This window comes from Methylophaga sp. UBA678, assembly GCF_002299105.1.
GTDB classification, from domain to species: domain Bacteria; phylum Pseudomonadota; class Gammaproteobacteria; order Nitrosococcales; family Methylophagaceae; genus Methylophaga; species Methylophaga marina.
The window spans coordinates 1-14,265 of sequence record NZ_DBNG01000016.1; the positions used below are offsets into that span (position 1 = coordinate 1).

Below are 14,265 nucleotides of genomic sequence, written 5' to 3' on the forward strand. Positions count from 1 at the left end.
TGGGTTCCAGTAACGGGTTTGGTGCCCGAAATGTACGCCTGCTTCAAGCATTTGGCGCATTGTTGTTTTAGCCATGATTATACCTTTAATAGTATGGGGTTGAACCTCCACGTACCCCAGTTGTCGACTAATTAGGTCAGACCTAATAGCACCCCGACACCTGTGACGGCACATGTGTGATTTTGCCTTCTTTCGGCGCGCATATTATTCCACACTTAAGCAACAAAACAAAGCGAAAAGAACAATTACCAACTTGGCCTAGAATGATCACTGGTGACCAAAGCCGATTTACGGCAAACTATGTCTGATATCTGAAACTTCATTTCAAAATTAGCAGGGAATTTAAATGGCTGTCAGTATAAAAACTGCCGAAGAAATTGAAAAAATGCGTGTAGCGGGAAAACTTGCCGCTGACGTTTTGACCATGATTGAACCGCATGTCCAAGCCGGTATCACTACTGAAGAACTCAATCAGATTTGTCATGACTACATTGTCAACGAACAACAAGCCATTCCTGCCCCGTTAAATTATCATGGTTTTCCTCGCTCCATCTGTACCTCTGTTAATCATGTCATCTGCCATGGCATACCCAGTGAGAAAAAACTCAAAGACGGCGACATTATCAACATCGACATCACCGTTATCAAAGATGGTTACCACGGTGATACCAGCAAAATGTTTCAGATTGGTAAGCCTTCTATCTTGGCCCAACGTCTTTGTCGTGTTGCCCGTGAATCCATGTTTATCGGTATTGAAATGGTTAAACCAGGCATCCGTCTGGGTGATATTGGTCATGCCATTCAGACTTATGCCGAGAAAGAAAACTTTTCCGTTGTTCGTGAGTACTGTGGTCATGGTATCGGCCAGGTCTTTCACGAAGATCCCCAAGTCCTTCACTACGGTACTCCGGGCACAGGACTCGAACTCAAGGCAGGCATGACATTCACTATTGAGCCAATGATTAATGCAGGCAAACGTCATGTTCGGCAACTGCCTGATGGCTGGACCGTCGTAACCAAAGATCGTTCTTTATCAGCACAGTGGGAACACACCATTTTAGTGACTGATAGCGGATATGACATTCTGACCTTACGTGAAGAAGAAACCGTTTAACCTATAAGGTGTTGTATGCCTCAGCAGACTCTATCTATCTGGGAAGTTGGAAACTTAGTGATTCCTTCTGATGCAGAGGTCACCAATGAAATTTGTCGACAAGCTTTAAAGCAAGGCCAGCTATATCTCCAGCAACAATTCGATGCAGGGAGCCCTATTGAAGACTTGGTGTATCAACGCGCCTCGTTTGTTGATGAGATTCTGACGCAAATCTGGCAGCAACATATCAGTGATGACACACCTGTCAGTCTGATTGCCGTAGGTGGTTATGGACGCGGAGAGCTCCATCCTTACTCTGACATTGATGTATTAATTTTACTTGATGAATCCATCTCAGACACGCCACCAGATTCTTTATCCAGTTTTCTGACTCAACTCTGGGATGTGGGCTTGGAAATTGGTCACAGCGTCAGAACGATACAGGAATGTCGTCAGCAAGCAGAAGATGACATCACTATCGCCACTAACTTATTAGAGGCACGATTATTGTGTGGCCACAGTGCGTTGTTTGAATCACTGCAACAACTGACAGTCACTAATAAAACCTGGGACACTAGACACTTTTTTGAACTAAAAAGACAAGAACAGTTAGATCGCCACCAACGCTATAACGATACGGCCAATAACCTCGAGCCAAATATTAAAGAATCACCTGGGGGACTAAGAGATATTCAGGTCGTCAACTGGGTAGCTCAACAACATTTTGATGTTAAAAACCTGGAAGGACTTCGTCAAAAAGGGTTTCTGGCTAATAGCGAATATGAAACTTTACAAAAAGCACAAAACTTTTTATGGACAATCCGCTTTGTATTGCATCACCTTGCTGGTCGTAAACAAGAAAAGTTGATGATCGACTTTCAGCGAGAACTCGCTAAGAAATTGGGGTATAAAGACGACGACTCTCGACTCGCTGTAGAAAAATTCATGAAGGATTATTATCGTTGTGCCCGCTCTGTCAGGCAAATGAATAGTCTCTTGCTACAGCTGTTTGAAGAGACGATTATCCTCGCCGATGAACCTCGTGAAGTCAGAGTAATTAATCGTCGCTTCCAATCACATAATGGCTATCTTGAAACAATCAACCCTGGCATCTTTGCTTACTATCCATATGCCTTATTAGAAGTCTTTCTTATTCTTCAACAAAACCCGGAACTCAAAGGAGTCAGAGCGTCGACTATTCGTCAGATTCATGCCCACTTACACTTAATTGATGATAATTTCCGCCGCGATATAAAAAACCGAACCTTATTTATGGAAATTATCCGTCAGCCAAAAGGCGTGACGCATGAGTTTCGTCGAATGAATGAATTAGGTGTTTTAGGTGCTTACCTGCCTGAATTCGGTCGCGTCGTCGGCCAAATGCAGCATGATTTATTTCATGCCTATACGGTTGATGAACACACTCTATTTTTAGTAGGTAATTTAAGACGCTTCTCCTGTGAAGAAAACAGAGAAGAGTTTCCTCTTTGCTCTGAAGTGTTTAATCAACTGCCTAAACCGGAAATACTCTATATCGCAGGTATTTACCATGATATAGCCAAAGGCCGAGGTGGAGATCACAGCGTCTTAGGTGTGGTTGATGCAAAAGCATTCTGTGAGCGACATAACCTCAGTGAATATGATACGAATATCGTCGCTTTTCTAATTAGATACCATCTTGCTATGTCGACGACGGCTCAGAAAAGTGATTTGGAAGATCCGACTGTCATCAAAAAATTTGCTGACTTGGTAGAGACAACAGAACGACTGAATTATCTCTATTTATTAACGGTTGCTGATATCAGAGCCACTAATAATAACTTGTGGAATGGCTGGCGAGATTCGTTATTGAAACAGCTTTACCACAGCACTCACCAGTGGATTGAACATACTGAGGCTCAAGCAAAAAGTACACGTGAAAAGAGCTACAAAAAATACCAGGAAGCGATGCAACAACTGCTATCTAACGGCCGTAGTCAAGAAGATATCAGTCAGCTCTGGCATGCCTATGATTTGGACTACTTCCTCAGGCATTCAATTGATGAACTCGTTTGGCAATCAGAGCAACGTTTAGATCATATGGATGACGATCCATTAATCGCACTGAGAAAACATAATGATCAACTGACGCTAGAAATTTTTATTGTCACTCATGATCGGGCTGGCATTTTTGCCGCCATAACGGCAGCGCTTGAGCAATGCCAACTCAATGTATTGGACGCAAAAATCAATGTCACCAATGAACATGACGCATTAAATACGTTTATCGTTAATGGTGACAGACTTGATACCAGACAAATTACCCGTTCGCTTGAAAAGCAACTCGCCAACACTTCTCATGTGAAGCCATATAGCCCTACCATCACACCGAGAACAATGAAGCTATTTAAAACACAGCCGAATATTGAGTTTGAAACCAACCTTCAACAAAACCATACCGTGATGTCCTTACATACACATGACAGACCTGGATTGGTTTCGGCTATCGCTCAAGTCTTTCTAGCCTGTAAGGTTCAGCTCATTAACGCCAAAATTAATACACTCGGCGACCAAGTTGAAGACGTATTTTTCATTACCACAGCAGATGAGAATGCGCTTGATGAACTGGAAGAAAATAATCTAAAAGAACAACTGCTGACCAACTTGTCACACTAAAAAAACGGCATGTATTTCATGCCGTTTTTTTTAAATAGAAAGCTTAATTTTGAGAAACAGTCAGGTCATTTGAGAGTTTTTCTAACTTTTTATCACCAATACCTTTGACGTTAGCCAGCTCATCTACCGTTTTAAATTTTCCGTGAGCATCACGATATTCAATTATGGCATCTGCCGTTGAAGGTCCAACACCATTTAACATCTGCAACTCTTCTGAGGTCGCTGTGTTCAGATCAATCTTGTCGGCAGCATATGCTAGAGAAGTGCTGAGAAAAAACGATAAGACCAATGCAAAAAATGATTTTCGTAACATAATCCATACTCCATGTTAAAACTAAGTCCATTAACAGTTTCTCCTGAAACTGAAGCTTTAGATTAGATGAAAAAACGAATGAAAATCAAACAGACTTTTTGCATTGTGTGAGCTTGCTCACAACTCACTTCCTGATCCTGTCCCCCGCTCCTTTGCCAGTCAAAGTGAGAAAAATTAAATAGAAATAATGTTTAACTGAAAATAAGGCAATCATTTTGGCATCCGTTTCAGCAAGCAACTCAGGAGTCGACATATCAATATCATTGACCTGAGCTAAGCCAGTAATACCAGGACGCACTGAGAACACATTCAGTTTCTTTCTCGCTTCAATCAACTCATGCTGACTTTCCAGGCATGGCCTTGGACCGACCAAACTCATATCACCTTTCAATACATTCCAAAGCTGAGGAAGTTCATCGAGTTTAGTCCTTCTGAGGAACCGCCCGAAAGGTGTCACGGAAGACTCAGCCGCCAAATGTGTGGCTACATGAGCGGTGTCTTTACGCATAGTTCTGAACTTAACCAATGTGAAGATCGTTTTCTGTCTTCCCACCCTTTGCTGAAAAAATAACGGGCTACCAGAATCAAAAATTCCCAAAAGCAACAATATGACAAGTAAAGGAGAGAATATAATCAGTCCAGTTAAAGCAAAAAAAACATCTAAAATTCTTATCATTTCTCTCTCTCTACCATTTTTCTTAATTGACTAGGTAAGTCAGAGATCGGTTCCCAGCCAAGTAACACCTTTGCCTTGTCTTTTCTGACTATTAGACAACTATATAACTTTCGATATATGTTTTTTTTTCCTATACATGCCAGTAACCATCGCAACGGCGTTTTTGGTATATAAAAAAGCCTTAGCGACTTCTTGTAGGCTTCAGAAATGGCAATGAGTAAACCCGTTGTAGACACATCATCCTTATCAGCAATCAGAAAAGTCTCATTTTTTGCTTTTGGCTTTTCAATACAGGTCCATATAAAGTCAGTCAAATTGTCAATTGCAAGTACTGATCGCCAGTTTTGCATTTTTGCGAAAGGAAGTGGGACTCCTTTTCCTACAAGCTTTATCAGTTTCTCGAAATTACCTTTAACTCCAGGCCCATAAACCAAAGGTGGACGTATTATCGTGTATGCCATATTGGATGCATGACAGATAGTTTTTAAGTGATTTTCAGCGGCTAATTTCGAATGAGCGTATTCATCCTCAGGTAATGGTACGTCAGTCTCACAGAAAGGCTCTAATGTTTCACTCGTTTCTTCACCGTTTACCTTGGTTGAACTTATAAAAATAAAGTGTTTTACCCCCGCAATAGCAGCCTGACTTGCTAAAACTCGAGTTAACTCCACGTTTACTTTTTGATATACGGCTCTTGCCTCATCCTCGTTTTTATTCGGAATATCTATAGCAGCCAAGGCATGAATAATCACATCAATTGAACTCAAATCCAGTGATGAAATAGTTTCGCTGTTTATTTCTGGATAAAGCCAATATTCAATTTCGGGGATAGATTTATCTGAGGCTGTTCGCTGTAATGCGACAAGCTCGACTTCTTTCTCCTTAGACCATGAAGCAAGTACATTCTGCCCAATAAAGCCATTTGCACCCGTAATTAAAATTCGCATTTATTTAATCTAACAACTGTTTTATTTGAGAAAAGGAATTAGTGAGGGGTACAGATAAACAAACCTTGCTAAAGCGTAAAGCACTGCAAAGATGATTATTGAATAACATACCCAATAATATTTATTTTTCTGCCACTCCAAAAAAACACTCGTCAAATAGAGTGGTAGCGTAATCATCATCAACTCCGCTAACCGCGTGGCAGGAGCGACATGAGTATACATCGTTGACATAAATATAATACCCATAAGTCCTGTCCCAACTAAAACTCTCACTTTAGGGTCAGAAAAAATAGAGTTTCTAAGTGTATAAACCACAAAAAGGTTTAATGCATAAAATATCGCTAAAAAGTAGAAGAATAGCCCAGTGCGGTTCTGCTCACTAACGATAGTAGGATCAGCATAAAATAAATATTTTTGATTAATATAAGCCGACAATAATTCTATTATCTGGAAGAGTGAAATATTAAAAAAAATAAATAAGGGTGATAGCACGAAGACTATTACCAAAGCAGTAAAAAAATGTTTGCTATAGAAAATTGGAAATATAATCAAGAAAACTAAGCAAGTGAAGTGAATTTGTGATGACAAGAGAATTAGGCAGAAGCTTAATACTGGCTTCTTATCGTACAAAGTATAAATCGCCATTATCACTAGAGTGGTGGCATAAGCAACTCTGAGAACAGTTCCTTCCAATAAAAAAAGGTAGAAACAGCAATAAAAGAAAATGGTTAGCCATGCTCTATCACTCATTTTCTGGTAGAAATTTAACTTTAGCGTTAACAGGGCGATCGTCGTCAATAAGATAAATGATTTAAAACCGATCAACTCACCCCAAAACTTACTGCTCCAGAAATATACAACTTCATGAGTTAATGAAAATGAGAGAATCAAGTCCATCCAGCTTTTTTCTTCAATAAGCAAAAATAACCATTTGTAATCTTTCCAGTCTTTTGACGCAGAGATCATTAATAAAAATGCAATAAGACCCAAGGTGAGATAGATGGTATTAGTTAGTACTTGATTTCGCTTTAATTGAAACTTTATAAATTCCACTTTATTTATTCCGGATATATCTATTTAGCATGCTACGCAAAAGCAAAGCTTCAAAAACGAGTCTCGCTGACCATACAAAGCTAGCACCTAGGACGCCATAAGTCTGAAATACATTAGGTGCGATCAACACATATAGAAAACTCTCAAACAAAAAAACGAACATGAGTAATTTAACTTTACCTTTCGCAAACAAACTGACTAAAGGTAACTGCGAATAGGCCGCAGCCATAACACCGACAGCTAAGACAAGTACAATAATACTAGCTGATTTATCAATCACTTCCATAGCAAAAACAGTGGTGATAATGAAAGAAAACAACAGTAATCCTAAAAGGTAAAATAAGTTGAGCAAGCTAACCTTTTTATACCAGTTAATAACTGCATACTCTTGTTCACGACTCTTATCAGGCTTAGCCATAATGGGCACTAAAACAATAGCGAGAGACCAGGGTAAAAGAAGGTAACGGCTCATAATGTCCTGACTTAATATATAAACAGATAATTCACTCGTTGAAAGATATCCTGCGACAAAGAATCTATCTAAGAAAATAAAACCTGATGATATAAATCCAGCTATGGCGGCATAAAAACTATAATTAATTATATTTTTTAACTTCTTAACACCTCCAACCCTATATATTGAAGGTAAATAATTACTGGATAATAAATAATAAAAATAGAAAGAAAAGATTCGAGAGGTCACCAAGGCAACAGCTACTGCAAAAACCGAAGATGAGAGCGGATATACAAGAAGGGGAAATAAAAAAAGGCTACATCCAGACACCATTTTTGCAATATTAGCTACTCTGAATTCACCTTTTCCCTCTAAAGCTCCCCTATACACCGAAATTAAGATTGAAGGGATGAGGCCAAGAGCAACAATCTTGAATGAGTTAATCAACTCATTCTGAATTTTTTCGGCAGGTTTTAACCAGCCAGTTATAAAAGGCTCAGAGAAGAAATAAATTGTTGCCATTCCTACGAGTCCTACGAGCCCCCCGATAAACATCCCTGATTTGAGATACTCACTAATATCTTTCTCTGACTCTAATGAGGGTATAAAGTGATGAAGGCTTCTTGATAAACCAAAGTCATACACAACTAAGAACAAAAAAATGGAGCACAAAAGAGAAACATAAGAAAAAATCTCAGTTCCATGTAGAAGAGCTAATACAGGCAGACAAATAACAGCTGCGCATGCGGGTAAAACACCACCTAATAAACTCCACCATGAGTTTTTACTAAAAAAATCAAATAACTTCATCAGAATACATATGTAATTAGCATTAATGATAATACTAATTGATGAGAGCGCTCCCTCCTGAACTTACTGACATTAAATGCCAGTACAAGCCTGTCAGAGAAGTTTAATCTAACCATACGATGCATAAGAGATGTAGATGTCTTTCTTTCCTGACAATAGCTTAAAAGTAAATATGAAAGTAGTTGAACCTGATTTCTATACCACCGCTGCTTTACTGTCACCAATCTCTTTATAGATGCTCGGAAGCCTTTATGTACACCCACCACATTGTGTAGATGCTGTCGATATTTTAAGAGTGGTCTTTGTTCTATATACCATTGATAATTAGCCGCTCTTGCATAAGCATAAATTAGCCAATCATGAAGATCTGGAAGGTTTTCATCTGTATGTTTCTGAACAAAGTCATGAAGCTCATCAAACAAAGCTCTATTTACACAGAAGGAACAGCCAGGTCCAGCTGACTCAAATAGATAATCTAATTGCTTGAGAGGTTGGGCTTTATTAATAAAAGCACGTTGTCCATCATCCCAGAAAGCGACCACATTTCCTGATGTCGCATCAACATCTCGTTTAATCAATGTATGAGTCTGGTATTCAAGTTTATTACTCAGCCATATGTCATCTTGATCAGCAAAAGCTACAAAATCAGCATCCAAAATATCAGCCTGCCTAATTAGCCGATAGAAATTTTTCCCGGCACCGTTTACGGCAGAATGATCTGATAACAGAGTCACTCTTGCATCAGTTTTTGCAAGTTGCTTTACAAGGGGATATGTCCCATCAGTTGAACCGTCATCAGATATGATCAGTCTGATATCAACATTCCTTTGCTCCAGTATTGAATGAACTTGCTCTTCAATCCAGTTTATTCCATTATGAGTAGCCAGAAGCACTGCTACTTTTTTATTTGGTAGATTCATCCTGATTTCTTACTTTGATCCATCGTTTTGTATTGAAACAGTATTTTTTGACTATTCTAGCTGGAGCACCTACTACAATAGTATTTTTATCAACATCCTTAGTAACAACTGAACCAGCCCCTATGACGGCACCTTGACCTATTGTTACTCCAGGCATGATTGACACAGACTCACCAATCCATACCTTATCCTCTATAATTACGGGCGCTGAATATAGCTTCCGATTAGATGGACTGTCTTCCGGTGATGATTCAATATTTCCGCCACTATACCAGCCGTGATTATGATCAGTAATGAAGACCTTACTTGCAATCAAAACATCATTACCAATCACCACTTGATCAACAGCACCAATGTGAACATAGTCATTAAGTTGCACTCGATTACCAATTACGATCTGATGTGGTTTTGTTCCAAGCGCATCAATTCGGACCCCAACACCCGTTGTAAAATGTTTCCCCCATTTAACGGCAGAACGTCCGCGAATATAAAAAGGCAAGCGTATAAGGCGAGCAGGTTTATAAAAAATCTTGGTTACGACTAATGCACTCGCTAACCTAATAGAGCCAAAAAAACCATAACGCTTCAATAAATGTCTCATGGACGCTGCCAGAACTGAGGTAGTCGTGATGCTGTTTTTATTAAATTGAAATAAAAAGGAATTTTCAGGTTATTTTTTTTACATGCCTTAAAAGACTCGATATTCCCTTTAATAATATTTCTTAACGAGTTATTACTCGCTCCACCTATTCGCATCTTTATCATTATATTAGGAAGGTACACTGATGTTAGGCGGTAAATTTCTAGAAACCGCATGGTGAGCTCAAAGTCAGACTGAATTTTATATGCAGTATCGTAATACCCAAGTTCATCAAAATAGTGTTTTCTGACAAAAAAAGTAGGATGTGCAGGCATCCAGCCGCGTTGAAAAAGACCAGGAACAAAGCATCGTGACTTCCAGTATCTTATGATCTTATCCGTATTTTCTTTATCAACATAAACAAGATCACCATACACAGTATCAATTAAAGGGTCTGAAAAAGCAGCAGAAACATTACTCAGTACGTTTTCATTTGCATAAAAATCATCGGCATTGAGAATACCAACAATGTCGCCTGAAGCGGCTTTTATCCCCTTATTCATTGCATCATAGATACCATCATCAGGTTCAAATATATATTTTGAAACTGAGTCTGATGAAGAAATAATCTCACGTGTACCATCTTGAGAACCTCCATCTACAATGATGTGCTCAATATTCTGATAGTTTTGAGAAGCGATAGAATCAATTGTGGACTTTATTGTTTCCGCAGCATTGAAGCAGACAGTGATAATAGATATTTTCATTTAGTATTCAAAGCTTTTATTTTTTCAGCATCACTGATAATTTCTGCGTATTTCTGAGCAACTATAGAGTAAGAAAAATGAGTCAGAATATGTTCTCTAGCATTGCTTCGCATTTTTTGTTGCTCACTATCACTCATTGAAATAGCGCATTGTAATTTATTCATCAGTGATTTTGGTTTAAATCGTTCAGCAACAAAGCCTGTTACATTATCTATGACAATGTCTCTAAGACCAGAGGTATCAAAACAGACAACAGGTACACCACATGAAGCAGCCTCAGCAGCTACTTGACCAAATGACTCAACTAGCGATGGAACGACAACACAGCTAGACGTTGAATAAACTAATGCTAATTCAGCCTGCTCATTGATCCTGCCTATCTCTACACATCTAAAACCACATAACATGGAAGATTGTTTTTTATTCCCACCAAAAACAATTAAAGTAATACGTTCTGATTCGTTTTCAGAGAGAGTTCTCTTCCATTCTTGCAACGCGCTTATAAGCTGTGAATTACCCTTAAGTGTATTATTTTTACCGTTGAATATCGCAAAAGTAATCACTATCGACTCATCAGAAATGCCAATCAACTTTCTGTAGTGTAATTGATGTTCTTTGTGGAGAGGCTTAAAAATCGATGTATCAATTGGGTTAGGCAATAGTTTTATATTGGAATGTTTGAGGATTAAACTTTTAGAAGCTCTGTTGAGCATCCATTTGGATGGCACAGTAAAGATGATATCTTGTCTACTACTGAGCTTTTTATATTTAATTTTCCATATAATAAAGTTCCAGTTAATGCCAAGTATGTTTCTTTTATTCAATGAATATCCATTGATAAAATCCAATGAATCATCATCTACTTTATAGACATGTTCTGTTCCACAGTAGAGCCACTCATCATGCAGGGTAATGATTGAACCTGACGGTATTTTATCGAAATCAAAGATACTCAAGGTATCGTTATTTATCCAATGAATGTGGTGAAGCGTATGCTGATTTTGCCTAAACTCATTTAATAACGGTTTATAAGAAAACAAATTCAATGAATGTTTGATAGGATTACGATCATTTTGTAGTTTGACTAAGAGAAATGCCATAACTCTTTTCAGGAAATGAAATGTAAGCCCTTGTTTAACAGATATTAACTCGACCTCCCTATTCAGCACTTTCTCAGCAAGCTCAACAAACCTTTTTGCAGCGATCGCGGCTCCACCTTGTTGAAATGAATACGAAATAAATTTCATTCTAGGGACTTCTCAATTTAGTCAAAATTAAGTATTGCTGAGGTATACGCTGCGACTTGCTTATTATCTTTTTCATTAATAGAAAACTTCTCTACACCACTGAGTAGTTCTGAATATTTATCAACGTTAATTGATTGAATTATAGAAAGCAGTTGCTCTTTATCAAAAGGATCAAAGATGAAACCATTCAAACCGTCCATAATTAATTCACTAGCTCCACAATTTCTTGATGCAATAACCGGTACGCCAAAATACAGTGCTTCTTCAATTACCAGTCCCCAAGGCTCACTTAAGCTAGGTAAAATTAAAATATCATGACTCAGGAAACTATCTACAAGTGCCTTATTATCTACTTTACTCAGAAAATGAATATTAGTCTTTACAGACATATTCAAAGAATTGTATAAAGGACCATCGCCAATAATAGTAAGCTCATAATCCGGCAGGCTATTAAAAACATCTACCAATAAATCAATATTTTTGACTTCTGAGAGTCGTCCAATAAATAGAAACTTTTTTTCATATTGTTTTTTTTGTCTATCAAAGAGAGGTTTATTGATTATTCCAACGCCACCTGTAGTTATAATCTGGCCTTTAAATCTGAGATTATTTAAAAGATGAATGTGCTCTTTACCACTAGCTAAAACACTTCCAACGCGGTTTAGAAAAAAACGTTTGATCCATCCTTTAATACCGTTATGGCAACTTTCAATAGCTGTAGATTCTAAAACCAGAAAGTTTTGGGACTTTCGGTGAGAAAAAACCAAGTACCAAAATTCTGGTAAATCCCACCCAGGAATAAGTAACTTCTTATATTTAACTGTATCAAGTACACTCTTCATCGTAGAAATACTGACTTTTAGATTTCGATTCTGGAAACTCCCTTTATTTAAGAAGGAATGAGGAAATTTAAGACCTTTGGTCACATTAAAATCATTAGCTCTTTGCTCAATAGTGTTTTCAGCAATAAAAATTACATAAATATTCAGCTTTTTGGAGAGTTCGTTGTATAAATTGACTTTATAAAAAGCAGGGATATGAGTGACAATCAGATAGTCATACATATCTAAATAGTCTCCAGTTTCTGTAACGACTCTTAAATAAGATCACGCACTGAAGTATCAATAAAGAAATAAATAGTTTGATAAACCAGAACCCACTCATATATTTATCTACAATCAAGGTTGCGATATTGTTTGTGTATGGGTGAATTATAAATAAAAGCATTGTATTCCCCCCCCAAATTAATATCAGACGAGGGTTAATATCTAGCTTTCTAATAGCTGTGATTATCAAAAAAGAAAAACTAACTGACCAGATAATATTGAGTAAAGGATTCTGATAACTCTTAGATGCCATATCTAATGATGGTATTCCGAAGAATAAATATAAGCAGCCTAGCATGATACAACCAAGTATTAAGAAGTTATTATCTTCTTTAAATAGACACCAACCTATATAAACAAAAAGCGCAGCATTTAAACCTTCATCTATAGCAAAAGGCAGCTCTATATAAGTGCCAATCAAAAATAGTAGAAAAAGATTGAACCAACGAAACCAATTAAATTGGATATATCTTATTACTAAATAGACACTAAATCGTGCGAATAATAATGCTGGTAAAAACCACAGAACGAATGCATATGTGTCACTTAACGTATTTATATCCATCCAAAACAATGTGCCCTGTAAAACATCATTCCAATTGAGCATATCCCTATTTAAAACAAGTCTCTTTATTGACTCAATAAAAATCGCCAATAGAGAAAAAATAAAATAAGGAATCATTAAACGATAAAATTCTTTTTTAAAGAAAAGAATTGGACTCAAATCAACCTTAAGAAAAAAGCCGGCAATTATGAAAAAGAAAGGCATATGCCATGAATAGATAAAGCTACTCAATGGCGATGAAATATGGCCAAGTATGACAACAACAATACCAATACACTTTAATGTCTCAACCCATTCGAGTCTATTTGTTGCCATACAGCGATACTTTTATACAGTACTTGGCCAAATTCAAATATTTGATAAAAACCAATGCGGGTAGGCAAGCGACTTTATTGGCTAATTTGATTTTATGATACTCAGCTAAGATTTCTTTTGTTTTACCATTCCCCAATCCATCTGCTCTCCAGTTTGCTATAACATCTGACACCAAAAGAACATCTGGAAACGTTTCATAAGCTCTAAGTAAGTGTTCATAATCCATACAGTAAGTATTATTAATATCAAATAAACCATACTGATTAAAAAAATCTCTGTGAACGAATAATCCTTGGTGAGGTAATGACATCTTGAATAAAAGAGACGTTTTAGAAAACTTCTTTGGTTGTTTTGAAATATAGAGAGTGTTGCCGTCCTCATCAATGCGACGTATTTTGGCACTAACTAATAATGGTCTCCTAGAGCCAATTTGTTTTGCTACTTTTTCAAGTGATATTTCATCCACAAAACCGTCGCCATCTCCCTGGAAGTTGACATATTCTCCACTTGCTAGTTTGATTCCTTTATTAAAGGCGTCACTAATCCCTTTATCTTGTTCACTAACCCAGCATGTAATCAAATGTTCATATTTTCTGATAACTTCTACTGTTCCATCAGTAGAGCCACCATCGATGATGATAAACTCTATCCTTTTGTAGGTTTGATTAATAATACTTAAGATGGTTTTTTCAATAAAATCTATACCATTATAGACAACAGTAATAACCGTAATTAATGGCATAGTATTGATATCTTTTACCATT

14 protein-coding genes and 1 pseudogene are annotated in these 14,265 nt (G+C 37.4%); 2 read left to right on the forward strand and 13 right to left on the reverse strand.

Translation table 11 applies throughout. The features are described from left to right. Positions 1-75, reverse strand: a pseudogene (locus tag B3014_RS08815) (30S ribosomal protein S2); the annotation flags it as partial. A 271-nt stretch (positions 76-346) separates the two neighbouring features. Between B3014_RS08815 and map the strand changes: the two are divergent. Beyond that, a complete protein-coding gene (gene map, locus B3014_RS08820) occupies positions 347-1,114 on the forward strand; it encodes a type I methionyl aminopeptidase (protein WP_289243986.1) in 768 nt (255 codons plus the stop codon). Positions 1,115-1,129: 15 nt separating this feature from the next. Beyond that, positions 1,130-3,748, forward strand: a complete 2,619-nt coding sequence (gene glnD / locus B3014_RS08825; protein WP_289243987.1) for a [protein-PII] uridylyltransferase — start codon at positions 1,130-1,132, stop codon at positions 3,746-3,748. A gap of 43 nt (positions 3,749-3,791) precedes the next feature. Here the strand turns inward: glnD and B3014_RS08830 are convergent, their stop codons facing one another. The 12 genes from B3014_RS08830 to B3014_RS08885 all read right to left on the reverse strand — a co-directional run bounded on the left by B3014_RS08830 (position 3,792) and on the right by B3014_RS08885 (position 14,264). Further along, the gene (locus B3014_RS08830) at positions 3,792-4,061 is read right to left on the reverse strand and encodes a ComEA family DNA-binding protein (protein ID WP_289243988.1); all 270 of its coding nucleotides are present in this window, start codon (positions 4,059-4,061) and stop codon (positions 3,792-3,794) included. Between the two features lie 124 nt (positions 4,062-4,185). Continuing rightward, positions 4,186-4,737: a sugar transferase gene (locus B3014_RS08835; protein ID WP_289243989.1), complete on the reverse strand. Its 552-nt coding sequence runs from the start codon at positions 4,735-4,737 to the stop codon at positions 4,186-4,188. Continuing rightward, positions 4,734-5,684 carry an NAD-dependent epimerase/dehydratase family protein gene (locus B3014_RS08840; protein ID WP_289243990.1) on the reverse strand — a complete coding sequence of 317 codons (951 nt, stop codon included), beginning with the start codon at positions 5,682-5,684 and terminating at the stop codon, positions 4,734-4,736. The genes B3014_RS08835 and B3014_RS08840 overlap by 4 nt, the downstream gene beginning before the upstream one ends. A gap of 21 nt (positions 5,685-5,705) precedes the next feature. Then, on the reverse strand, positions 5,706-6,737 hold the full coding sequence (locus B3014_RS08845) for an EpsG family protein (RefSeq protein ID WP_289243991.1): 1,032 nt from the start codon (positions 6,735-6,737) through the stop codon (positions 5,706-5,708). Between the two features lies 1 nt (position 6,738). Then, positions 6,739-8,001, reverse strand: coding sequence for an oligosaccharide flippase family protein (locus B3014_RS08850; RefSeq protein ID WP_289243992.1), 1,263 nt, complete (start codon positions 7,999-8,001; stop codon positions 6,739-6,741). Then, positions 8,001-8,921, reverse strand: a complete 921-nt coding sequence (locus B3014_RS08855) for a glycosyltransferase (protein WP_289243993.1) — start codon at positions 8,919-8,921, stop codon at positions 8,001-8,003. The genes B3014_RS08850 and B3014_RS08855 overlap by 1 nt, the downstream gene beginning before the upstream one ends. Further along, entirely contained in the window at positions 8,905-9,522 is a 618-nt protein-coding gene (locus B3014_RS08860; RefSeq protein ID WP_289243994.1) for a DapH/DapD/GlmU-related protein, read from the reverse strand. Before B3014_RS08860 ends, B3014_RS08855 begins: the two co-directional genes overlap by 17 nt. Then, positions 9,519-10,268 (reverse strand): glycosyltransferase family 2 protein, encoded by a 750-nt coding sequence (locus B3014_RS08865; protein WP_289243995.1) that lies wholly within the window; start codon positions 10,266-10,268, stop codon positions 9,519-9,521. The genes B3014_RS08860 and B3014_RS08865 overlap by 4 nt, the downstream gene beginning before the upstream one ends. Beyond that, complete coding sequence (locus B3014_RS08870) at positions 10,265-11,515, reverse strand: glycosyltransferase (protein ID WP_289243996.1); 1,251 nt, start codon at positions 11,513-11,515, stop codon at positions 10,265-10,267. Before B3014_RS08870 ends, B3014_RS08865 begins: the two co-directional genes overlap by 4 nt. 17 nt (positions 11,516-11,532) lie before the next feature. Continuing rightward, positions 11,533-12,579, reverse strand: coding sequence for a glycosyltransferase (locus B3014_RS08875; RefSeq protein ID WP_289243997.1), 1,047 nt, complete (start codon positions 12,577-12,579; stop codon positions 11,533-11,535). Beyond that, positions 12,572-13,501, reverse strand: coding sequence for an acyltransferase family protein (locus B3014_RS08880; RefSeq protein ID WP_289243998.1), 930 nt, complete (start codon positions 13,499-13,501; stop codon positions 12,572-12,574). Before B3014_RS08880 ends, B3014_RS08875 begins: the two co-directional genes overlap by 8 nt. Then, positions 13,488-14,264, reverse strand: coding sequence for a glycosyltransferase family 2 protein (locus B3014_RS08885; RefSeq protein WP_289243999.1), 777 nt, complete (start codon positions 14,262-14,264; stop codon positions 13,488-13,490). Before B3014_RS08885 ends, B3014_RS08880 begins: the two co-directional genes overlap by 14 nt. Position 14,265 lies beyond the last annotated feature (1 nt).